This is a genomic window from Atlantibacter subterraneus, assembly GCF_007570865.1.
Classification (GTDB): domain Bacteria; phylum Pseudomonadota; class Gammaproteobacteria; order Enterobacterales; family Enterobacteriaceae; genus Atlantibacter; species Atlantibacter subterraneus.
The window spans coordinates 408,565-431,310 of record NZ_VLPS01000001.1 but is presented as its reverse complement, the minus strand read 5'-3'; the positions used below and the strand labels follow the sequence as shown (position 1 = coordinate 431,310).

The window sequence follows — 22,746 nt, the reverse complement described above, 5'->3', positions numbered from 1 at the left end:
AAAACGCGAAAGAGAGAAAATTGATGGTGAAGAATGCGTTACCGGGAGAGGGCTCACCCGGTGAGAGTGTGGAACGTTGAAAAAGGGTTTGTCCATTACAGGACGCTGTCATCCGCGATCTCCATAGTGAATCCGGGTTCACAACCGGGAACTACCGCATAACTTATCTCTACACTAAAATTTAGCATAACTACAACAAATATTTTACTTATCTACAATGATTCTTCACGCCTGCTGATGTGACAGTTATGACAGGAAAATTTTACAGATTTATTTCAACCGGATAGTCATACAAAAAATTTATGGATTAATCGTTAGCAAATGAAAAATTTAGCGCCGCTTCCTCCATAACAGTCAGCCGGAAATTCCCGGCTGACTGTTTGATTATGGTGTTAAATCGATTACTGCGCCTGAAGTTTTGACGGAGCCGGAGAATGATACACATCATCCGCCTTTTCAAAGCGTTCGATCATAGTTTTTGACGGCGCTTTGCCCATCAGGCTGACCACCACGATACCGAGTGTGGCGAAGATAAAGCCCGGAATGATTTCGTACAGGTTAAACCAGGCGAACTGTTTCCAGACGATCACCGTTACCGCACCGATAATCATGCCTACCAGCGCGCCGTTACGGGTCATGCGCGACCACATCACCGAGAGCAGCACTACCGGGCCAAACGCCGCGCCGAAGCCTGCCCACGCGTAGCTGACCAGGCCGAGTACGCGGTTGTCCGGGTTCGCTGCCAGGGCAATCGCCACCAGCGCTACCACCAGTACCATTAATCGCCCTACCCACACCAGTTCACGCTGGCTGGCATGCTTGCGGAAAAACGCTTTATACAGATCTTCGGTGATGGCGCTGGAGCACACCAGCAGCTGACAGCTCAGAGTGGACATCACTGCCGCGAGGATAGCGGACAGCAGGATACCGGCGATCCACGGGTTAAACAGGATCTGCGCCAGTTCAATAAACACGCGCTCGCTGTTCTGGTTGACCGAGGTGGCCAGCGCCGGGTTATTGGTAAAGTAGGCGATGCCGAAGAAGCCCACCGCTACCGCACCCGCCAGGCACAGGATCATCCAGGTCATGCTGATACGGCGCGCGTTAACGATGGTGTGATGGGAATCCGCCGCCATAAAGCGCGCCAGGATATGCGGCTGACCGAAGTAGCCCAGCCCCCAGCCCATCAGCGAAATGATCGCCACCAGGTTAAGGCCCTTGAGCATATCGACGTTTTCGATGCTTTTCTGTTTGATCACTTCCATCGAATCATCCAGGCCGCCCACCGCGAAAATCACGATAACCGGCGTCAGGATCAGCGCGAAAATCATCAGGCTGGCCTGCACGGTATCGGTCCAGCTCACCGCCAGGAAACCGCCGATAAAGGTGTACAGAATGGTCGCGGCCGCACCGGCCCACAGCGCCGTTTCGTAGCTCATGCCAAAAGTGCTTTCGAACAGGCGTGCGCCGGCCACAATGCCCGATGCGCAATAGATGGTGAAGAACACCAGAATCACTACCGCAGAGATGATGCGCAGAACGCGGCTGTTATCTTCAAAACGCCCGGTGAAATAATCCGGTAACGTTAGGGCGTTATTGTTGTATTCGGTGTGAACGCGCAAACGCCCGGCCACCAGCTTCCAGTTGATCCAGGCGCCTACGGTCAGGCCGATGGCAATCCAGCTTTCCGAGATCCCGGCGATAAAAATCGCGCCAGGCAGGCCCATCAGCAGCCAGCCGGACATATCCGACGCCCCTGCGGACAGCGCGGTGACCAAGCTGCCGAGACGGCGTCCGCCGAGGATATAGTCATCAAAGTTTTTGGTCGAACGCCAGGCGATAAACCCTATCAATATCATGCCAAAGATATAAACCAGGAAAGTCACCACCATAGGTGTGCTTGTCGTCATGCAAATCTCTCCAAATGGGATCCCGCACGGTGTTACCCGTACGTTTATTGGCCGCCGGAACGCAGCAGCTTCGTTATAGTTACTCTTTAAGGAGCAGTATCCTGCCGTAAGCGGTTTTCATTCACAATCGATTTAACACCTCATTCACAACAAATTCACCCCAGAAACTGCGCGTCTTTTTTAGAGGTTGCACTTGCTCACGCTTTTAGTCGGTTGCACCGGGTAAAAGTGTTAAGTCGCCCGTATTTCTTAGGCTACCGCCACGAATGTGTTTTCGATCATCGCGTTTTCTTATTTAACAATTCATTCATTTTTTGGCTTGCTACTCAGGTCACATTTAACATGGTTGCACAAAGTTGCAACATGTTGGATATTGCCGGTACTTGATTACAAAACAGCAATAATTAAAACGGGAGTTAACAACATGGGCACCACCACCATGGGCGTTAAACTGGATGACGCGACGCGGGAGCGCATTAAATCTGCCGCATCGAAAATTGACCGCACGCCCCACTGGCTGATTAAGCAGGCCATCTTTAATTACCTCGAGCGGCTGGAAAATAACGATACCCTACCTGAGCTGCCTGCCCTGCTGGCAGGCGCGGCCAATGAAAGCGAAGAAGCGCTCAGCGCGGCGGGCGAAGAAAATCATCAGCCGTTCCTGGAATTTGCCGAGCAGATCCTGCCGCAGTCGGTGAACCGCGCGGCGATCACCGCCGCATGGCGTCGTCCGGAAACCGACGCGGTGCCCATGCTGCTGGAACAGGCGCGCTTAACGCCGGAGATGTCCAGCCAGACGCATCAGCTGGCCTGGAAACTGGCGGATAAATTGCGTAACCAGAAGACCGCCAGCGGTCGTGCTGGCATGGTGCAAAGCCTGTTGCAGGAGTTCTCCCTCTCCTCTCAGGAAGGCGTGGCGCTGATGTGCCTCGCGGAAGCCCTGCTGCGTATTCCCGATAAAGCCACCCGCGACGCGTTAATCCGCGACAAAATCAGCAACGGCAACTGGCAATCCCATATTGGCCGCAGCCCGTCACTGTTTGTTAATGCCGCCACCTGGGGGCTGCTGTTTACTGGCCGCCTGGTCTCCACCCATAACGAAGCCAGCCTGTCGCGCTCACTGAACCGCATTATCGGCAAGAGCGGCGAACCGCTGATCCGCAAAGGCGTGGATATGGCGATGCGCCTGATGGGCGAGCAGTTTGTTACCGGGGAAACTATCGCCGAAGCGCTGGCCAACGCCCGCAAGCTGGAAGAGAAAGGTTTCCGCTACTCCTACGACATGCTCGGCGAAGCCGCGCTCACCGCCGCCGATGCGCAAGCCTACATGGTTTCCTACCAGCAGGCGATCCACGCCATCGGTAAAGCCTCCAACGGTCGCGGCATTTATGAAGGCCCGGGCATCTCCATCAAACTGTCGGCGCTGCACCCGCGTTACAGCCGCGCCCAGTACGATCGGGTAATGGAAGAACTCTATCCGCGCCTGAAATCCCTGACCCTGCTGGCGCGTCAGTATGATATCGGCATCAACATCGACGCCGAAGAAGCCGATCGGCTGGAAATCTCCCTCGATCTGCTGGAAAAACTGTGCTTTGAACCGGAACTGGCGGGCTGGAACGGCATCGGCTTCGTGATCCAGGCCTATATGAAGCGCTGCCCATTTGTAATCGACTACCTGATCGACCTGGCGACCCGCAGCCGCCGCCGTCTGATGATCCGCCTGGTGAAAGGCGCGTACTGGGACAGCGAGATCAAACGCGCCCAGGTGGAAGGTCTGGAAGGCTATCCGGTTTATACCCGCAAGGTGTATACCGACGTCTCCTACCTTGCCTGCGCCAAGAAACTGCTGGCGGTGCCAAACCTGATTTATCCGCAGTTCGCCACCCATAACGCCCATACCCTGGCGGCAATCTATCATCTGGCCGGGCAGAACTACTATCCGGGCCAGTACGAGTTCCAGTGCCTGCACGGCATGGGCGAACCGCTGTACGAACAGGTGGTGGGCAAAGTGGCTGACGGCAAACTCAACCGTCCGTGCCGCATTTACGCCCCGGTGGGCACCCACGAAACGCTGCTGGCGTATCTGGTGCGCCGCCTGCTGGAAAATGGCGCTAACACCTCCTTCGTTAACCGCATCGCCGATACCACGCTGCCGCTGGATGAACTGGTGGCCTGCCCTGTCGCCGCTGTCGAGAAGCTGGCAGCCCAGGAAGGCATTCCCGGCCTGCCGCATCCAAAAATTCCGCGTCCGGTAGATCTGTACGGCAATGGCCGCGCCAACTCTGCCGGTCTGGATCTGGCAAACGAACATCGTCTGGCGTCGCTCTCTTCGGCACTGCTGAATAGCGCCACCCAAAAATGGCTGGCGCAGCCGATCCTCGAAGAGGCCGCGCGCGACGGCGAGATGACCCCGGTGGTTAACCCGGCGGAGCCGCTGGATATTGTCGGCTATACCCGCGAGGCTACAGAGCAAGAAATCAGCCAGGCGCTGCAAAGCGCGGTAAATAACGCGCCGATCTGGTTCGCTACCCCGCCGCAGGAGCGCGCCGCGATCCTCGAACGCGCTGCCGTATTGATGGAAGATCAGATGCAGACGCTGATCGGCGTGCTGGTACGTGAAGCAGGTAAAACCTTCAGCAACGCCATCGCCGAAGTGCGCGAAGCGGTGGACTTCCTGCGCTATTACGCGGGCCAGGTTAACCACGATTTCGATAATGAAACCCATCGTCCGCTCGGCCCGGTGGTGTGCATCAGCCCGTGGAACTTTCCGCTGGCCATTTTCACCGGCCAGGTGGCCGCCGCGCTGGCGGCAGGTAACAGCGTGCTGGCCAAACCCGCTGAGCAGACCCCGCTGATCGCCGCCATGGGCGTGCGCATTCTGCTGGATGCTGGCGTACCGGCAGGCGTGGTGCAGCTGCTGCCAGGCCGCGGCGAGACCGTCGGCGCGCAGTTGACCGGCGACGAGCGGGTGCGCGGCGTAATGTTTACCGGCTCCACCGAAGTGGCAACGCTGTTACAGCGCAATATCGCTACCCGCCTCGATCCGCAGGGCCGCCCGACGCCGCTGATTGCCGAAACCGGCGGGATGAACGCCATGATCGTCGACTCGTCCGCCCTGACCGAACAGGTGGTGGTGGACGTGGTTTCATCAGCGTTCGACAGCGCCGGCCAGCGCTGTTCGGCACTGCGCGTGCTGTGCCTGCAGGATGACATTGCCGATCACACCCTGACCATGCTGCGCGGCGCGATGGCGGAATGCCGGATGGGCAACCCGGAGCGCCTGACCACCGATATCGGCCCGGTGATTGACGCCGAAGCCAAGGAAAACATCGAGAATCACATTCAGGCGATGCGCGCCAAAGGCCGCCCGGTGTTCCAGGCGGTGCGCGAGCATCAGGACGACGCCCGTGAATGGCAAAGCGGCACTTTCGTTAAGCCCACCTTAATTGAGCTTGAGCGTTTCGATGAGCTGAAAAAAGAGGTGTTCGGCCCGGTACTGCACGTGGTGCGCTACAACCGCAGCAACCTTGACGCGCTGATTGAGCAGATTAACGCGGCGGGTTATGGCCTGACGCTGGGCGTGCATACCCGCATTGATGAAACCATCGCCCAGGTTACCGGCAGCGCCAGCGTCGGCAACATGTACGTCAACCGCAATATGGTGGGCGCAGTGGTCGGCGTGCAGCCGTTCGGCGGCGAAGGACTGTCCGGCACCGGTCCGAAAGCGGGCGGCCCGCTGTATCTGTACCGTCTGCTGGCGAATCGCCCGGAAAACGCCGTGACCACCACCTTTAACCGCGATAACGGCTTACCGGTGGACAGCCAGCTGCGCACCGCACTACTGCAACCGCACGAGGCGCTAACCCAGTGGGCGGCCAACCGTCCGGCGCTGAAAGCGGTGTGCGAAGCCTTTGGCGCACAGGCGCAAACCGGCGTGCAGCGCGTATTGCCGGGGCCGACCGGCGAGCGCAACACCTATACCCTGCTGCCGCGCGAACGGGTTCTGTGCCTGGCGGATAACGAAGACGACGCGCTGGTACAGCTTGCCGCCGTCACCAGCAGCGCCAGCCGCGCGCTGTGGCCGGAAGATAAGCTGCATCGCGAACTGGCCGGTAAACTGCCGTCTGCCGTTGCCCAGCGCATCGACTTCGCTGGCGCGGATTCGCTGATGAGCCAGCATTTCGACGCGGTGATCTATCACGGCGATTCCGATCAGTTGCGCACCCTGTGTGAGAACGTGGCGGCGCGCGACGGCGCGATTGTGTCGGTGCAGGGCTTTGCCCGTGGCGAAACGAATCTGCTGCTGGAGCGGCTGTGGATTGAACGCTCGCTCAGCGTCAACACCGCGGCGGCAGGCGGCAACGCCAGCCTGATGACAATCGGCTAACGCTTCGCTACCCTAAAAGCTCCGTTCAGGAGCTTTTTTTTTGGGGATCGATCATGACAAGAACAGGAATAATGGTTATCGCGCTGCTGATGTCGTCGGCGGCGCTGGCGCAGGATTGCGAGAAAGCCGAAACGCAGCTGGAGCTTAACGACTGCGCGGCAGCCGAATATCAAAAGGCGGATAGCGAGCTGAATGCCGCTTATAAAAAGGTGTACGCCCTGGCCAGTAAAGAGCAGCACGGCTTGCTGAAAAACGCGCAGAATGCCTGGATTAAACTGCGCGACGCCGACTGCGACTTTATCGCCTCCGGCGTCGAGGGGGGCAGTATTCAGCCGATGATTTACAGCCAGTGCCTGACGGACAAAACCCGCGAGCGCAGCGCTTACCTTGAATCAATGCTGCAGTGCGGCGAAGGCGATTTAAGCTGCCCGTTACCGGCGGCGGCCAGCCACTAACGGGGACGAATACCCGCGATAATCATGCGCTGGACGTTCTCCACCGTCTGCTGAAAAAAGGCGTCATCCTGCAAGGTGGCGCCGGTTACCGCTTCAACCTGAACCGAAAAATCCGCATAGTGCTGGGTAGTGGCCCAAATCATAAAAATCAGATGATTGGGGTCGATTTTCGCCAGTTTGCCCTGCGCCACCCAGCCAGCGACAATCGCCGATTTCTCTTCCACCAGCGGTTTTACATCCCCGGACAGTTCTCCCATCAGCAGCGGCGCGCCCTGCAACATCTCCATGCAAAACAGCCGGGAGGCTTCAGGGTAGTCACGCGACACCGCCATTTTTAACCGAATGTACTCGCCGATGGCGGTCAGCGGTTCGAGATCGCTGCGAAACGCCCGCAGCGGCGCCAGCCAGATCGCCAGGATCTGTTTCAGCACCGCGATATACAGCGCGTCTTTAGAGGGAAAATAGTAGAGCAGATTGGTTTTCGACACCCCCGCGCTTTCGGCGATATTTTCCAGCGTCGTGCCGTGCACGCCATATTTTGAAAACTGGCTGAGGCCCGCCTGCAAAATGGCGTCCCGCTTCGCCGCCACCGCCTGCGAACGTTTACCGGCGGGTTTCTTTCCCTGGATCATGCGTTGATTATCCTTCCGACTGTTCCACGGCCTGCTCGCTGGCCGGTTTCTTTTTAAGCTTCAGTTCACTGACCAGCACCCCGAGCACAATGCACGCACCGCCCAGCAGCGCGATGGCGGGAAGGCGTTCTCCGGCCATGCGCCCAAAAATCCCGGCCCATACCGGCTCGCCGGTATAAATTACCGTGGCGCGGGTTGGCGACACGCTGCGCTGGGCCCAGTTCATGGTGACCTGAATAATGGCGCTGAAAATGCCTAACCCCAGCGCCACTACCAGCAAACCGGTGGAAAACGGCGGAACGCGCTCTCCCGCCGGGGCCATCATCATAAAAGACACCAGCGAAGCCGTGGCGAGCTGCACCACCGTGACGCGCTTGATGTCCACTTTGCCCGCCCAGGCGCTAATTAAAATGATCTCCGCCGCAATCGCCACTGCGCCAATCAGGGTGATGATTTCCCCCTGGCCCATCTGCAGCAAATTGCCATCCGGCCCGGCAAGAAACACCAGGCCGATGAACGCCAGTGCCACGCCAATCCACGACATCAACCCCGGCATTCTGCCGAGGCACAGCCACTGGAGCAGTGGCACCAGCGGCACATACATAGCGGTAATGAATGCGGATTTGCTGCTGGGAATGGTTTGCAGCCCCCAGGTTTGCAGGCTGTAGCCAAGGGCGATGGCAATACCGATCGACACCCCCGCTTTCAGTTCAAGGCGCGTCAGCCCACGCAGGGATTTTACCGAAAGTAGCCCAACCGCCAGCGCCGCCGTAGCAAACCGCAGCCCGACAAAAAAGAACGGATCGCTGAGAGTTACCGCGTACTGCACGGCCAGAAAGGTGCCGCCCCAGAACATAGTAATCAGGATCAGCAGGGCTTCCTGCGGCTTAACGGAAAATTGGTAGCGTTGACGTAGCGATGACATGAGAGCACCGAAAAATGTGACAGCTCTCAAGTTTGCGATGGATTAAGACCTGGCGCAATGCCTAAAAACGAAACCGCCGGTCAGGGCCGGCGGCGATGATGATTAACCCGGTTGAAGCGGAGTCAGGTTAATCCACAGTACTCAATGTAATCGGGCTATTCGTTGTTACCGCGATTCCCACCATGACTGTTTTTACCCCCTTTTTTCCCCGCTTCTGAGGCACGTTGCGGGTCATTTTTAAAGTTCCCGCCGCTCGCCTGGCCGCCTTTACGGCCAGCTTCGGATGCCCTTTCACGATTTTCTGCAAAATTACCAGCACCACCACGATGATTTGCCATATCTAACCTCCGGAAAGCGAAACATTAGTCATCATTCAGTTTTGATATCACTACGGCCTTTTACCCCGCGGGTAACCAGAGACATATTTCGTTTGCCGCGTGAGTTAAAGCCTAGACTACAAGCGGACAGAGATCATTTTTCTGTAACATCCCGCAACATGTAATCCATCAATCGGGTGATTATTAACCCCCATTATCTATAAACAGCTCTAATAAGTACCAAAATTGGTAGTTTTTAAATGTGAAAGGATGCAACAGAGCGGCAACACTGGCTAAGTTGCTATACATCAAGCAAAACCCAGTGAAATTTGCACTCCTGGCGCAACGTCATATCTTTAAAAGAGGGCAACCTGGCGTTGCGAACAAGATGTTGAACTCAGGAGTGACTGAAGATGGCGAAGATTTTAGTGCTTTATTACTCAATGTACGGACACATCGAGACCATGGCTCAGGCCGTCGCGGAAGGCGCGCGGGGCGTTGAAGGCGTCGATGTGGAAGTGAAACGCGTTCCTGAAACCATGCCGCCCGAACTCTTCGCGAAAGCCGGCGGTAAAGCGCAAACCACGCCAGAAGCCACGGTGCAGGAACTGGTGAACTACGACGCAATTATTGTCGGCACCCCAACCCGCTTCGGCAATATGTCAGGCCAGATGCGCACCTTCTGGGACCAGACCGGCGGTCTGTGGGCCTCCGGCGCGCTGTACGGCAAAATCGCCAGCGTGTTCAGTTCGACCGGCACCGGTGGCGGCCAGGAACAAACCATCACCTCCACCTGGACCACTCTGGCGCATCACGGCATGGTGATCGTGCCGATCGGCTATGGCACCAAAGAGCTGTTTGATATTTCACAGGTGCGCGGCGGCACGCCGTACGGTGCCACCACCATTGCGGGCGGCGACGGCTCGCGTCAACCCAGCGAAGAAGAACTCTCTATTGCCCGTTATCAGGGCCAACACGTCGCCAGCCTGGCGGTCAAACTTAAAGGCTAAAGGTACAGGAGAATATTGATGCCAAATCAACAATCTAAAGCTCATCACGTGGGTGAATGGGCCAGTCTGAGAAATACCTCGCCGGAAATTGCTGAAGCCATCTTTGAAGTGGCGGACTATGACGAAAAACTGGCGGAGAAAATTTGGGAAGAAGGCAATGATGAAGTGCTGATCCGCGCCTTTAAAAAAACCGATAAAGACTCCCTGTTCTGGGGCGAGCAAACCATCGAACGCAAAAACGTCTGAGTCAACGCCCCCGCCGCCCGGCGGGGGCAACGCGTTATTTCACCGCGCTGTCTAACACTGCGGTGAATTTATCCCACGGGCAAAAACCGTCGCTGTCGGTCGGGCAGCCGGTAAGCTGTAACGCGACGCGCTGCGGCGGGCTTTCCAGATTCAGCGGCGTCGCGTCGCGCAGCTGCTCGCTGCTTTGATACACGTATTCGACCTTCATCAAATCGCGATTGGTTTTGCTGTCGTGCCAGCGCTGGAACATGATTTTCCCGCCAATCGGCGTGCGCTCGTACTGGTGAGCCAGCTGATAGGGTTTGAAATCCAGCGCCGTCAGCAGCGAGGCGATATTAGAATCATGCCCCACCAGTACCGTTACTGCCGGCCCCTGCTTCTCGGTCACCAGCGCTTTCTGGATGTATTTCACCAGCGGCGCGGCCACGTTACGCGCCACATCCGGCGAAGTGAACAGCGTATCCTGATAGCCATTTTTCAGCTTCGACAGCACGCTCCACTGCTTGTCGGTTTTGATCTGGCCCCAGGCGACGTCTTCCATCGGAAAGCCTTCGTAATACTGCAACGTAAAGGCATCCACCAGCGAGTTACCCACTTTCAGCGGCCCGCTGACGCCCGGTTCCTCGGTGGGTTTGGCGCTGAAAGTGTCTTTCGCCGCCGTTAAGTCGCACACCTGTTTCTGTTTGCAGGACGGCGAGTCGTCATAGCCGGTCACCTCTTCCAGCAGTTTATAGCTTTCATCCAGCTGATATTCGCCGCGCTGGGTTTCCATGGCTTTCAGCGCCGCCTGCTGGAATTCCGGCGAGGTATTGGTGATCACCGGGTTAAAGGTCGGGTCCATGGTGCCCATTTTTTCCTGATGATGGACCGGAATATCGCAGCCCGGAAACGCGCCGGTAATAAAGAACTGCGCGGTGGCGACCGTACGCTGGAGGCTATTGGCGTAGGCGTAAACCCGGTTATTCGCCGGGCATTCGCCGCTGGTGACCAGCCCCTGCTGGGCGAACCACTCGCGGAAATAGTGGCCCATATACACTTCCAGCACGCCGCCTTTGGTGGTGAGCTGCCCGCCGGGGACATCCCATTGCGGCCATTTCTGGGCGGTGGATTGCTCAAGCACGCTGCCATTGTTGGCGAGCGGCGCGCGTAAGTTATGGCGGCTCATCAGCAACACCTGCTGAAGCTGGTAGCCTTCCGGCGCGGTTTCTGCCTGCGCCAGCGCGGGGATAAGCAATACAGAGGCGAGCGTCATTGCGAGCGTTGTTTTTTTCATGCCAGGTTCCTCAGGACGTTTATTCCAGCAACGAGTGTGGCAGAAAAAATCTCAACGCCCCGGCGAGCGGATCGCAAAATGACGGTTTTATGACGGGTTAGGCATTCCGGCAAATAAGTTTTATAATGAAACTATATGCCGTTTTTTTTAAGGAGAGATGATGAAACGGACCCGTATGGCAAACACCAACTGCCCGGTTGCCCGGTCGCTGGATATTATCGGCGACTGGTGGTCGCTGCTGATTGTACGCGATGCGCTACGCGGTATCACGCGTTTTGGTGAATTCCAGAAAAGCCTTGGCATCGCCAAAAATATGCTTACCGTGCGCCTTAAGCAACTGGTCGATGAAGAGATCCTGCGTCTACAACCGGCATCCGACGGCAGCGCCTGGCAGGAGTATGTATTAACTGACAAAGGCCGCGCGCTGCAAACGGTGCTGGTGGCGCTATCCCAGTGGGGCAATGATTTTCTGTTTGATGCCGGCGACACCGCCACCGTGCTGGTGGACAGCACCCATCGCAAACCGCTGCGCCGCCTGGAGCTGATCGCGGAAGATGGCCGCAAACTGGAACCTACCGAGGTTCAGTCGAAACTCCCGGTGCGCTAAATCGTTAACCGCCCTTTTGGCTAAAAAAATAGCGCGCAATTTGGTTGCATAATAAAACCAAAGTATCTACAGTTAATTTAGTTTCAATATGCAACCTAATACTGAGGAGTCCATTATGAGCACCGCATCTTCTACGGCGTTAATTACCGGCGCATCTTCCGGTATCGGCGCGGTTTACGCCGACCGGCTGGCCGCCCAGGGCTATAACCTGATTCTGGTGGCGCGCCGCGCCGATCGGTTACAGGCTCTGGCGCAGCAGTTGACCGAACGCTTTGCCGTCACCGTAACCCTCCTGGTGGCGGATCTCAGCGCCGAAGCGGGTATCAACGCGGTAGAAAACGAACTGCGTAACAATGAGGCTATCACGTTGCTGGTGAACAACGCCGGTGCCGCGCATATGGCCTCGTTTCTCGACAGCAGCGCCCAGGCGCATCAGGACATTATTACCCTGAACATTACCGCCCTCACTCGCCTGTCGCTGGCGGCGCTGCCGCGTTTTAAAGCACGTAATGCCGGGACGATAATTAATATCGCCTCGACGCTGTCCATTCACGCCCGTGGCGAAACCGCGCTGTACAGCGGCACCAAAGCCTTCGTATTAAACTTCTCGCGCGGGTTACAGGCTGAATTCGCCCAAAGCGGTGTGCGTATTCAGGTGGTAATGCCGTCGATTACGGCAACGGAAATCTGGGGGCACTCCGGGATTGCCCATGCGCAACTCCCTGAAGGCACGGTGATGACCAGCGAAGATATGGTCGATGCCGCCCTCGCCGGGCTGGCGCAAGGGGAAAACATCACCATCCCACCGCTGCACGATATGGCGCTGTGGGAGCGGTATGAAGAGGCGCGGCTGGCCGTGTTTGGCGCGTCGCGCACCGGTGTTCCGGCACCGCGCTATGGTAAATAACCGGTCAACGCACTGAAGGCCAGCAATGGCCTTCCGGCACTAGATCTGCATATTCATCACGTCCTGATAGGCCGACACCAGTTTGTTGCGCACCTGGATACCCATCTGCAGCGAGACCGACGACTTCTGCAAGTCGACCATCACATCGTTAAGCGACACGCCCGGCGCGCCGAGTGAAAACTGGTTCGCCTGAGCGCGTGCGGCGTTCTGGGTATCGCTGATGCGGCCCAGCGCGGCCTGAAGTTCACCGGCAAAACTCACGGCGGGCTGCGGTTGTACTGGCGTATTGCGCGCAGACAGCATGGTGGCCTGCAACTGCTGGACGACGCCTTCAATCCCCTGAATGGACATGACACTCCCCTGGATCATTTCGAGTAGACGGAGGTTACCACCTTGTCAATGAGATAAAGGCGTTAAATAGCCACTAAAATCTCATCTATTTGGTTCATCGAAATTCCCGGAAAGCCAAATAATGGCAGCGCCATCATTGTGGAAGTTATTGTGCACGTTGCACCCGGGAGTCCGTTTTGCTTCATAACACCAAAATTGTTGTCCACGCTGAGCATCGAGGTGCGCGATGAATACCGCTGCTCCGGCTCAAGCGCCAGCAAATAAAGCCAACGAATGGTTAACCCGCCTGCGAGCAAATCCTCGTATTCCGTTGATGGTCGCCAGCGCGGCTGCGGTCGCGATTATCGTGGCCCTCGTCCTGTGGGCGAAAACCCCGGATTACCGGGTTCTGTACAGTAACCTGAGCGAAAAAGATGGCGGTGCCATCGTCACTCAGCTCACCCAAATGAACGTGCCGTACCGGTTCTCCGATAACGGCGGCGCTATCATGGTTCCGGCGGATAACGTACACGAACTGCGCCTGAAGATGGCCGGGCTGGGCCTGCCGAAAGGCGGCGCGGTCGGATTCGAGCTGCTGGATCAGGAAAAATTCGGCATCAGCCAGTTCAGCGAGCAGGTCAACTATCAGCGCGCGCTGGAAGGCGAACTGTCGCGCACCATCGAAACCTTAGGCCCGGTAAAAAGCGCCCGCGTTCACCTGGCCATGCCAAAGCCGTCGCTGTTTGTCCGCGAGCAAAAGGCGCCTTCTGCTTCCGTTACGGTAAATCTGGAGCCGGGCCGCGCGCTGGATGAAGGACAGATCACCGCCGTTGTGCATATGGTCTCCAGCGCGGTAGCCGGTCTGCCGCCAGGTAACGTGACGCTGGTGGATCAGGGGGGGCACCTGTTAACCCCGTCCAGCACTGCCGGTCGCGATCTGAACGATGCACAGTTGAAGTACGCCGCCGACGTCGAAGGCCGCGTGCAGCGCCGTATTGAAGCGATCCTCGGTCCTATCGTCGGTAACGGCAACGTTCACGCCCAGGTCACCGCGCAGATCGACTTCGCCAGCAAAGAGCAAACCGAAGAGCAGTATCGCCCGAATAACGACCCGAACCAGGCCGCCATCCGTTCACGCCAGTTAAACACTAACGAACAAATCGGCAGCGGCTTGCCGGGCGGTGTGCCTGGTGCGCTGTCAAACCAGCCTGCTCCGGCCAATAACGCGCCTATCGACGCGCCACCGGCGCAAAACCAGCAAAACGCCCAGAACAACGGCCAGCGCACGCAAACGGCTAATACCAACAGCGCCGTGCCGCGCAATACGCAGCGCGATGAAACCACCAACTACGAAGTCGATCGCACCATCCGCCATACCAAAATGAATACCGGCGATGTGCAGCGCCTGTCCGTGGCGGTAGTGGTTAATTACCGCACGCTGCCGGACGGCAAGCCGCTGCCGCTGACCAGCGATCAGATGAAGCAGATCGAAGATCTGACCCGCGAAGCCATGGGCTTTAGCGAGCCGCGCGGCGACACGCTTAACGTGGTGAACTCGCCGTTCACCGAAACGCTGGAAACCGGTGGCGAACTGCCGTTCTGGCAGCAGCAGAGCTTTATCGATCAGCTGATGTCCGCAGGCCGCTGGCTGATAGTGCTGATTGTCGCCTGGCTGCTGTGGCGTAAAGCGGTACGTCCGCAGCTCCAGCGCCGCGCCGAAGAGACCAAAGCCGTCCAGGAAGTGGCTCGCCAGCAGAAAGAGATGGAAGACGCAGTGGAAGTGCGCCTGACTCGCGACGAGCAAACCCAGCAGCGCCGCACCACCCAGCGCCTGAGCGCCGAGGTGATGAGCCAGCGTATCCGTGAAATGTCTGATAACGATCCGCGCGTAGTGGCGCTGGTCATTCGCCAGTGGATGAGTAACGAACTATGAGTGGACTGACCGGTACCGACAAAAGCGCCATTTTGCTGATGACCATCGGCGAAGACCGGGCGGCGGAGGTGTTCAAACACCTCTCTCCGCGCGAAGTGCAGCACCTGAGCGCCGCGATGGCCAACGTGCGCCAGATCTCCAACAAGCAGTTGACCGAGGTGCTGGCGGAGTTTGAACAGGAAGCCGAACAGTTCGCGGCGCTGAGCGTTAACGCCAACGACTATCTGCGTTCGGTGCTGATCAAAGCGCTGGGCGAAGAGCGCGCCGCCAGCCTGCTTGAGGATATTCTCGATACCAAAGAGACCACCTCGGGTATGGAGACGCTCAACTTTATGGAGCCGCAGAGCGCCGCCGATCTTATTCGCGACGAGCATCCGCAGATTATCGCCACCATCCTGGTCCACCTCAAACGCGGCCAGGCGGCGGATATTCTTGCCCTGTTTGACGAGCGCCTGCGTCACGACGTGATGCTGCGTATCGCCACCTTCGGCGGCGTCCAGCCAGCCGCGCTGGCGGAACTGACCGAAGTGCTCAACAACCTGCTCGACGGCCAGAACCTCAAGCGCAGCAAAATGGGCGGCGTAAGAACCGCAGCCGAGATTATCAACCTGATGAAAACTCAGCAGGAAGAAGCGGTTATCACGGCGGTGCGCGAGTTCGACGGCGACCTGGCGCAGAAAATTATCGACGAGATGTTCCTGTTCGAAAACCTGGTGGAAGTGGACGACCGCAGTATCCAGCGCCTGTTGCAGGAAGTGGATTCCGAATCGCTGCTGGTGGCGCTCAAAGGTGCCGAACAGCCGCTGCGCGAGAAGTTCCTGCGCAATATGTCCCAGCGTGCAGCAGATATCCTGCGCGACGACCTGGCCAACCGTGGCCCGGTGCGTCTCTCCCAGGTGGAGAACGAGCAGAAGGCGATTCTGCTGATCGTCCGTCGTCTGGCGGAAACCGGCGAGATGGTAATTGGCAGCGGCGAGGATACCTATGTCTAACCAACCGGCCTGGCAGCGCTGGCTGCCTGACGATCTCGCCCCACCCGCCACGGATTTTGTCATGCCGGAAGCGGCGGAGCCGAATACTGAGCTCACCGCCGCCCAGCAGGAGCAACACCTGCAACAGCAGCTGGCGCTGCTACAAACCCAAGCCCACGAGCAGGGCTATAACGCGGGCGTCGCCGAAGGCCGCGCCCAGGGGTTTGAACAGGGCCGCCAGGAAGGTTTTCAGAAAGGCGTTGAACAGGGTATGGCGGAAGCCCGTAACCAGCAGGCCCCGGTGCATGCCCGGATGCAGCTGCTGGTGAGCGAATTCCAGAACACCCTCGACGCCCTCGACAGCGTGATTGCCTCCCGTCTGATGCAGATGGCGCTGGAGGCCGCGCGCCAGGTCATCGGCCAGTCTGCTGGCGTCGACAACAACGCCCTGATTAAACAGATCCAGCTGCTGTTGCAGCAGGAGCCGCTGTTCAGCGGCAAGCCGCAGCTGCGCGTGCACCCGGATGATTTACAGCGCGTGGAAGAGATGCTGGGCGCGACCCTTAGCCTGCACGGCTGGCGGCTGCGCGGCGACCCGACGCTGCACCCCGGCGGCTGTAAAGTGTCGGCGGACGAAGGCGATCTTGACGCCAGCGTCGCCACCCGCTGGCAGGAGCTCTGCCGCCTCGCCGCGCCGGGAGTGGTGTAATGACCGCCCGGCTTACCCGCTGGCTGGCGTCGCTCGACGCCTTTGAAGCCAAAATCGCCCAGCTGCCGCCGGTACGCCGCTACGGGCGGCTGACCCGCGCTACCGGTCTGGTGCTGGAAGCCACCGGCCTGCAACTGCCGCTGGGGGCGACCTGCATTATCGAACGCCAGAACGGTAGCCAGACTCAGGAAGTGGAAAGCGAAGTGGTGGGCTTTAACGGCCAGAAACTGTTTCTGATGCCGCTGGAAGAAGTGGAAGGCATTTTGCCCGGCGCGCGGGTCTACGCCCGCCACGCGGTGGGCGATAACCTGCAAAGCGGCAAACAGCTGCCGCTGGGCCCGGAACTGCTGGGCCGCGTGCTGGATGGCGGCGGTAAACCGCTCGACGGCCTGCCCGCGCCGGAAACCGAATCCACCGGCGCGCTGATCACCCCGCCGTTCAACCCGCTACAGCGAACCCCGATTGAAGACGTGCTGGACGTGGGCGTGCGCCCGATCAACGCGCTACTCACCGTCGGACGCGGCCAGCGTATGGGCCTGTTCGCCGGTTCCGGCGTCGGCAAAAGCGTACTGTTAGGCATGATGGCCCGTTACACCCAGGCGGACGTGATTGTCGTCGGCCTGATTGGCGAACGTGGCCGCGAAGTCAAAGATTTTATCGAAAACATCCTCGGCCCTGAGGGGCGCGCCCGCTCGGTGGTGATCGCCGCCCCGGCGGACGTCTCTCCCCTGCTGCGTATGCAGGGCGCGGCCTACGCCACGCGCATCGCCGAAGATTTCCGCGATCGCGGCCAGCACGTGCTGCTGATTATGGACTCCCTGACCCGCTACGCCATGGCCCAGCGTGAAATCGCGCTGGCGATCGGCGAACCGCCTGCCACCAAAGGCTATCCGCCTTCGGTATTCGCCAAACTTCCGGCGCTGGTGGAGCGCGCGGGCAACGGCATCACCGGCGGCGGCTCAATTACCGCGTTTTATACCGTACTGACTGAAGGCGATGACCAGCAGGACCCCATTGCCGATTCGGCACGCGCGATCCTCGACGGCCATATCGTTCTGTCGCGCCGCCTGGCGGAAGCGGGCCACTATCCGGCCATTGATATTGAAGCCTCCATCAGCCGCGCCATGACGGCGTTGATCACCGATCAACACTATGCCCGGGTGCGGATGTTCAAGCAGTTACTGTCGAGTTTTCAACGCAACCGCGATTTGGTGAGCGTGGGGGCGTACGCCAAAGGCAGCGATCCGTTACTGGATAAGGCCATCGCGCTCTGGCCGCAGCTGGAGGCGTTTTTACAACAGGGCATTTTCGAGCGTGCCGACGTCGAGAATTCGCTACAGGCACTGGAGCTGATCTTCCCGACGGTGTAACGAGGCGTAAGTGAGGTAACCATGAGTCAGAGCAATGCGCTTAACACCTTAAAAGATCTTGCGGAAAAAGAAGTCGATGACGCGGCTTTGCGGTTAGGTGAAATGCGGCGGGGGTGCCAGCAGGCTCAGGATCAGCTCAATATGCTGATCGACTATCAGCACGAGTACCGCAGCAACCTGAATCAGGATATGAGCCAGGGCATCGCCAGTAACCGCTGGCAAAACTACCAGCAGTTTATTCAGACGCTGGAAAAAGCCATCGAGCAGCACCGGCAGCAGTTAATGCAGTGGAACTCAAAAGTCGATCAGGCATTGGGTTTCTGGAAAGAGAAAAAGCAGCGTTTGCAGGCATGGCAGACGCTTTCCGATCGTCAGGCCAGCGCCGCACTGTTAGCGGAGAACCGGCTCGATCAAAAACGTATGGATGAGTTTGCGCAGCGCGCGACATTTCGGAAAAGCGAATGATTACATTACCTAAAATTTCAGTGGTCCCTGAAGGCGATATTGCCGGGCTGGCGGTTTCTGACAAAAGCGCCCCACTCGGCGAATCTTTTCTGGCGTTACTGAGCCAGGCGATGCCCGGCCTCGGTGACGGTAAAAGCCTGGATCTCGACGCGCTGGCAAACGGCACCCAAAAACTGACGTTAAAGCCTGGTGAAATCGCCGGGGAGGCTGACACCGATGCGAAAACCCTGCTCGAAGCGATGCTGGCGGGGCTGCATACTCCCACTGATAGCCAGCCCGACGCCACCGCCACTGCTGTAGCCAGCGTGGCCGATAAAATTCACGGCGTTAAAGATGATAAGTCACTCAACGAACAGGATATGGCTGCATTAACTGCCCTGTTCGCGATGCTGCCTCACCAGCAAACCGCTGCGCTGGCGAAAGAAAGCGTAAGCGGCCAGGCCAACACGGCGGCGGTTGCCACCGCGACAGGCTCGCTGGCGAAATCGCTGACTGGCGATGTACGCGCCGAGATCAAAAGTGATGGTAAACCCCGTGCTGATACGCAGGCCTTAACTGCCCAGGCCCAGCCGACGGCCTCCGTTGCCACCCAGCAGCCTGATGCGGTGCAGGCCGCCAGCAATGCTGAAAAGCTGTTTAACGACGCCAACGCCAGTAGCCCGACCACGCCATCGGCATTACAGCCGCTGGTGAGTAGCGCAACTACGTCAACCGCGCCGAGCAGCGCCGCCATGGCTACGCCGCATACCGCAGTGCTGAATGCCCAACTGGGCACCGCCGAATGGCAGCAGGCGTTTAGTCAGCACGTTACCCTGATGACCCGTAACGGCCAGCAGAGCGCCGAACTGCGTCTTAACCCGGAAGATCTGGGCCAGGTGCATATCTCGCTGAAAATCGACGATAACCTGGCGCAGATGCAGTTCGTCTCACCGCACAGCCACGTGCGCGCCGCGCTGGAAGCCGCGCTGCCGACGCTGCGCACTCAGCTGGCGGAAAGCGGCATTCAGTTGGGCCAGAGCGATATCAGCAGCGAGAGTTTCGCCGGGCAACAGCAGCAGCAAGGTCAGCCCCAGCAGGGCGGCTCACGCGGCAGCCAGTTTAGTATTGCCGGTAGTGGCGAAGAGAGCGTGGCGGCTCCTGCCAGCCTGCAGCGTATCGCCCGTGGCGATAACGCGGTGGATATCTTCGCCTAACGCCTGAGGTAGCGTGAATATTCACGTCTTTTCCAGGCTTTAACCGCCCGCAGACACGGGATAATCAGCCACTATGCAGTACTGATAGAGGAAACACGGTCAGATGACTGACAGCGCAATCACTAAAAGCCGTAAACGCTCCATCTGGATCCCGTTACTGGTGCTCATTACTCTTGCTGCCTGCGCCACCGCAGGGTACAGCTACTGGCGGATGCAACAAACGCCGGAAACGCCAGTAAAAGCCGAACCCGAGCCACCGCCAGCGCCGGTGTTTTATGCTCTGGATACTTTTACGGTTAACCTCGGCGATGCCGATCGTGTGCTGTATATCGGCATCACGCTGCGTCTGAAAGATGACACCACGCGTCAGCGCCTGAGTGAGTACCTGCCGGAAATCCGCAGCCGTTTACTGCTGCTGTTCTCCCGTCAGAACGCGGAGCAACTCGCGACTGACGAAGGTAAACAGAAGCTGGTTGAAGCCATTAAAGATACGCTTGCCCAGCCGCTGGTGGCAGGCCAACCGAAGCAGGTCGTGACCGACGTGCTGTACACAGCTTTTATTCTGCGGTAGACCCATGGGCGACAGTATTCTTTCACAGGCCGAAATCGACGCGTTGTTGAATGGCGATAGCGACGACAACGTTGAACAAAAAAAGGCTGGCGTTAGCGACAGCGATATTCGCCCTTACGATCCTAATACCCAACGCCGGGTGGTGCGCGAGCGCCTCCAGGCGCTGGAGATCATCAACGAGCGTTTCGCCCGTCAGTTTCGTATGGGGCTGTTTAACCTGCTGCGTCGTAGCCCGGATATCACCGTGGGCGCGATCCGCATTCAGCCCTATCATGAGTTTGCCCGCAACCTGCCGGTGCCGACCAACCTGAACCTGATCCACCTGAAACCGCTGCGCGGCACCGGGCTGTTTGTGTTTTCGCCAAGCCTGGTTTTTATCGCCGTGGATAACCTGTTCGGCGGCGACGGGCGCTTCCCCACCAAGGTGGAGGGCCGCGAGTTCACCCATACCGAACAGCGCGTGATTATGCGCATGCTGAAGCTGGCGCTGGAATCCTACAGCGACGCGTGGAAAGCGATTAACCCGCTGGACGTGGAGTATGTGCGTTCCGAGATGCAGGTGAAATTCACCAATATCACCACTTCGCCGAACGATATCGTGGTAAACACGCCGTTCCATGTGGAAATCGGCAACCTGACTGGTGAATTTAATATCTGCCTGCCGTTCAGCATGATCGAGCCGCTGCGCGAGCTGCTGGTTAACCCACCGCTGGAAAACTCCCGCCATGAAGACCAGAACTGGCGTGAGAACCTGGTGCGCCAGGTGCAGCATTCGGAGCTGGAGCTGGTGGCGAACTTCGCGGATATCTCGATGCGCCTGTCGAATATTCTCAAATTAAAACCGGGCGATGTGCTGCCCATCGAAAAACCGGATCGCATTATCGCCCATGTGGATGGCGTACCGGTACTGACCAGCCAGTACGGAACGGTAAACGGCCAGTACGCACTGCGCGTTGAACACCTGATCAACCCGATTTTACATTCGCTGAATGAGGAACAGCCCAAATGAGTGATATTAACAATCCGTCCGACGATAACGGCTCCGTGGACGATCTGTGGGCTGAAGCCATGAGTGAGCAGAAAACCGCGACCAAAAGCAGCGCCGACAGCGTGTTCCGCGCGCTGGAGGGCGGCGACGTCAGCGGTACGTTGCAGGATATCGATTTGATTATGGATATCCCGGTGAAGCTGACCGTGGAACTGGGCCGCACGCGGATGACCATCAAAGAGCTGCTGCGTCTGACGCAGGGTTCGGTGGTGGCGCTGGACGGCCTTGCCGGTGAGCCGCTGGATATTCTGATCAATGGCTATTTGATCGCCCAGGGTGAAGTGGTGGTGGTGGCCGATAAATATGGCGTGCGCATCACCGATATCATCACCCCGTCCGAACGCATGCGTCGTCTGAGCCGCTAAATGAGTGCCCAGACCGCCACCGTCGCCGCGCCGCAGGCTATGCCGCAGGCCGGCTCGTCATTGATGCAGGTCAGCGGTGCGCTGGCGGTAATTATTCTGCTGATTTTACTGGCGGGTTGGTTAGCGAAACGCTTTGGCTTCAGCGCCAAAAGCGGGCTAAGCAAAGAGGTAAAACTGCGCAGCAGCGTCAGCCTCGGCACCCGCGAGCGCATTGTGGTGGTGGAAGTGGAAGACGCCCGTCTGGTGCTGGGCGTCACGGCGTCGCAGATCACTCATCTGCACACCCTGCCTCCGGCCCCGGCAGAAACGGCGGCTACACCCACGCCCCCTGCCGCCGAGTTTCAAAATCTGATGAAAAATTTGCTTTCACGTAACGGTAAACGTTGATGCGTCGCCTCTCTTTATTGCTTGTTATGCTCGGCCTGATGGCGACGCCTGCCATGGCGCAGCTGCCCGGCATCGTCAGCCAGCCGCTGGCCAACGGCGGCCAGAGCTGGTCGCTGCCGGTTCAGACCCTGGTGTTTATCACTTCGCTGACCTTTTTGCCCGCCGTCCTGCTGATGATGACCAGCTTTACCCGCATCATCATCGTATTCGGGCTACTGCGCAACGCGCTGGGTACGCCGTCCGCGCCGCCCAACCAGGTGCTGCTCGGGCTGGCGCTGTTTCTGACCTTTTTTATTATGTCGCCGGTGCTGGACAAGATTTATACCGACGCTTACCAGCCGTTCAGCGAAAACAAGATCACCATGGACGTGGCGCTGGAGAAAGGCGCTCAGCCGCTGCGTGAATTCATGCTGCGTCAGACCCGTCAGGCGGATCTGGCGCTGTTCGCCCGGCTGGCGAATATCCCTTCGCTGGAAGGGCCGGAAGCGGTGCCGATGCGTATCCTGCTGCCCGCCTACGTGACCAGCGAGCTGAAAACCGCGTTCCAGATTGGCTTTACGGTATTTATCCCGTTCCTGATTATCGACCTGGTGATCGCCAGCGTGCTGATGGCGCTGGGGATGATGATGGTGCCGCCTGCGACCATCGCCCTGCCCTTTAAGCTGATGCTGTTTGTGCTGGTGGACGGCTGGCAGCTGCTGGTGGGCTCTCTTGCGCAAAGTTTTTACAGTTAAC

23 protein-coding genes are annotated in these 22,746 nt (G+C 58.3%); 17 read left to right on the top strand and 6 right to left on the bottom strand.

Annotation, left to right across the window (positions count from 1 at the left end):
- Nucleotides 1-401: 401 nt before the first annotated feature.
- On the bottom strand, nt 402-1,910 hold the full coding sequence (gene putP / locus FND52_RS02090; protein ID WP_125292204.1) for a sodium/proline symporter PutP: 1,509 nt from the start codon (nt 1,908-1,910) through the stop codon (nt 402-404).
- Nucleotides 1,911-2,334: 424 nt separating this feature from the next.
- On the opposite strand from putP, the gene putA reads away from it, so the two are divergent.
- A complete protein-coding gene (gene putA / locus FND52_RS02085; RefSeq protein WP_144129172.1) occupies nt 2,335-6,297 on the top strand; it encodes a trifunctional transcriptional regulator/proline dehydrogenase/L-glutamate gamma-semialdehyde dehydrogenase in 3,963 nt (1,320 codons plus the stop codon).
- A gap of 53 nt (nt 6,298-6,350) precedes the next feature.
- Entirely contained in the window at nt 6,351-6,752 is a 402-nt protein-coding gene (locus FND52_RS02080) for a lysozyme inhibitor LprI family protein (protein WP_144129171.1), read from the top strand.
- Here FND52_RS02080 and rutR read toward each other — a convergent pair.
- The 3 genes from rutR to FND52_RS02065 all read right to left on the bottom strand — a co-directional run bounded on the left by rutR (nt 6,749) and on the right by FND52_RS02065 (nt 8,647).
- Nucleotides 6,749-7,384, bottom strand: a complete 636-nt coding sequence (gene rutR, locus FND52_RS02075; RefSeq protein ID WP_144129170.1) for an HTH-type transcriptional regulator RutR — start codon at nt 7,382-7,384, stop codon at nt 6,749-6,751. The two genes, FND52_RS02080 and rutR, sit on opposite strands and share 4 nt — an antisense overlap.
- A 7-nt stretch (nt 7,385-7,391) precedes the next feature.
- On the bottom strand, nt 7,392-8,309 hold the full coding sequence (locus FND52_RS02070; protein ID WP_125292208.1) for a DMT family transporter: 918 nt from the start codon (nt 8,307-8,309) through the stop codon (nt 7,392-7,394).
- Nucleotides 8,310-8,464: 155 nt separating this feature from the next.
- Nucleotides 8,465-8,647, bottom strand: coding sequence for a con-10 family general stress protein (locus FND52_RS02065; protein WP_125292209.1), 183 nt, complete (start codon nt 8,645-8,647; stop codon nt 8,465-8,467).
- A gap of 392 nt (nt 8,648-9,039) precedes the next feature.
- Here FND52_RS02065 and wrbA point away from each other — a divergent pair, with 392 nt between their 5' ends.
- Both wrbA and FND52_RS02055 read left to right on the top strand, forming a co-directional pair.
- A complete protein-coding gene (gene wrbA, locus FND52_RS02060; RefSeq protein ID WP_125292210.1) occupies nt 9,040-9,636 on the top strand; it encodes an NAD(P)H:quinone oxidoreductase in 597 nt (198 codons plus the stop codon).
- Between the two features lie 18 nt (nt 9,637-9,654).
- Nucleotides 9,655-9,882, top strand: coding sequence for a YccJ family protein (locus FND52_RS02055; RefSeq protein WP_125292211.1), 228 nt, complete (start codon nt 9,655-9,657; stop codon nt 9,880-9,882).
- A gap of 34 nt (nt 9,883-9,916) precedes the next feature.
- Here the strand turns inward: FND52_RS02055 and agp are convergent, their stop codons facing one another.
- Nucleotides 9,917-11,155: a bifunctional glucose-1-phosphatase/inositol phosphatase gene (gene agp / locus FND52_RS02050; RefSeq protein WP_144129169.1), complete on the bottom strand. Its 1,239-nt coding sequence runs from the start codon at nt 11,153-11,155 to the stop codon at nt 9,917-9,919.
- A 160-nt stretch (nt 11,156-11,315) separates the two neighbouring features.
- Between agp and FND52_RS02045 the strand changes: the two genes are divergently transcribed.
- Nucleotides 11,316-11,762 (top strand): winged helix-turn-helix transcriptional regulator, encoded by a 447-nt coding sequence (locus FND52_RS02045; protein WP_144129168.1) that lies wholly within the window; start codon nt 11,316-11,318, stop codon nt 11,760-11,762.
- Between the two features lie 115 nt (nt 11,763-11,877).
- The gene (locus tag FND52_RS02040) at nt 11,878-12,669 is read left to right on the top strand and encodes an SDR family NAD(P)-dependent oxidoreductase (RefSeq protein WP_144129167.1); all 792 of its coding nucleotides are present in this window, start codon (nt 11,878-11,880) and stop codon (nt 12,667-12,669) included.
- 39 nt (nt 12,670-12,708) lie between these two features.
- On the opposite strand, the gene fliE is transcribed toward FND52_RS02040, so the two are convergent.
- Nucleotides 12,709-13,020 carry a flagellar hook-basal body complex protein FliE gene (fliE, locus tag FND52_RS02035; protein WP_144129166.1) on the bottom strand — a complete coding sequence of 104 codons (312 nt, stop codon included), beginning with the start codon at nt 13,018-13,020 and terminating at the stop codon, nt 12,709-12,711.
- 226 nt (nt 13,021-13,246) lie between these two features.
- On the opposite strand from fliE, the gene fliF reads away from it, so the two are divergent.
- The 11 genes from fliF to fliP all read left to right on the top strand — a co-directional run bounded on the left by fliF (nt 13,247) and on the right by fliP (nt 22,745).
- Complete coding sequence (gene fliF, locus FND52_RS02030) at nt 13,247-14,932, top strand: flagellar basal-body MS-ring/collar protein FliF (RefSeq protein WP_144129165.1); 1,686 nt, start codon at nt 13,247-13,249, stop codon at nt 14,930-14,932.
- Complete coding sequence (gene fliG, locus FND52_RS02025) at nt 14,929-15,924, top strand: flagellar motor switch protein FliG (protein WP_144129164.1); 996 nt, start codon at nt 14,929-14,931, stop codon at nt 15,922-15,924. Before fliF ends, fliG begins: the two co-directional genes overlap by 4 nt.
- A complete protein-coding gene (fliH, locus tag FND52_RS02020; RefSeq protein ID WP_144129163.1) occupies nt 15,917-16,612 on the top strand; it encodes a flagellar assembly protein FliH in 696 nt (231 codons plus the stop codon). Before fliG ends, fliH begins: the two co-directional genes overlap by 8 nt.
- Nucleotides 16,612-17,982, top strand: coding sequence for a flagellar protein export ATPase FliI (fliI, locus tag FND52_RS02015; protein WP_125292219.1), 1,371 nt, complete (start codon nt 16,612-16,614; stop codon nt 17,980-17,982). Before fliH ends, fliI begins: the two co-directional genes overlap by 1 nt.
- Nucleotides 17,983-18,003: 21 nt before the next feature.
- Entirely contained in the window at nt 18,004-18,447 is a 444-nt protein-coding gene (gene fliJ, locus FND52_RS02010) for a flagellar export protein FliJ (RefSeq protein ID WP_125292220.1), read from the top strand.
- Nucleotides 18,444-19,640 carry a flagellar hook-length control protein FliK gene (locus FND52_RS02005; protein ID WP_144129162.1) on the top strand — a complete coding sequence of 399 codons (1,197 nt, stop codon included), beginning with the start codon at nt 18,444-18,446 and terminating at the stop codon, nt 19,638-19,640. The genes fliJ and FND52_RS02005 overlap by 4 nt, the downstream gene beginning before the upstream one ends.
- A gap of 103 nt (nt 19,641-19,743) precedes the next feature.
- Nucleotides 19,744-20,211 (top strand): flagellar basal body-associated protein FliL, encoded by a 468-nt coding sequence (gene fliL, locus FND52_RS02000; RefSeq protein WP_125292222.1) that lies wholly within the window; start codon nt 19,744-19,746, stop codon nt 20,209-20,211.
- Nucleotides 20,212-20,215: 4 nt separating this feature from the next.
- Entirely contained in the window at nt 20,216-21,220 is a 1,005-nt protein-coding gene (gene fliM / locus FND52_RS01995; protein WP_125292223.1) for a flagellar motor switch protein FliM, read from the top strand.
- Nucleotides 21,217-21,624: a flagellar motor switch protein FliN gene (gene fliN, locus FND52_RS01990; protein ID WP_002434942.1), complete on the top strand. Its 408-nt coding sequence runs from the start codon at nt 21,217-21,219 to the stop codon at nt 21,622-21,624. The genes fliM and fliN overlap by 4 nt, the downstream gene beginning before the upstream one ends.
- On the top strand, nt 21,625-22,011 hold the full coding sequence (gene fliO, locus FND52_RS01985) for a flagellar biosynthetic protein FliO (protein WP_144129161.1): 387 nt from the start codon (nt 21,625-21,627) through the stop codon (nt 22,009-22,011).
- Nucleotides 22,008-22,745 carry a flagellar type III secretion system pore protein FliP gene (fliP, locus tag FND52_RS01980; RefSeq protein WP_125292225.1) on the top strand — a complete coding sequence of 246 codons (738 nt, stop codon included), beginning with the start codon at nt 22,008-22,010 and terminating at the stop codon, nt 22,743-22,745. The genes fliO and fliP overlap by 4 nt, the downstream gene beginning before the upstream one ends.
- Nucleotide 22,746: the final 1 nt, after the last annotated feature.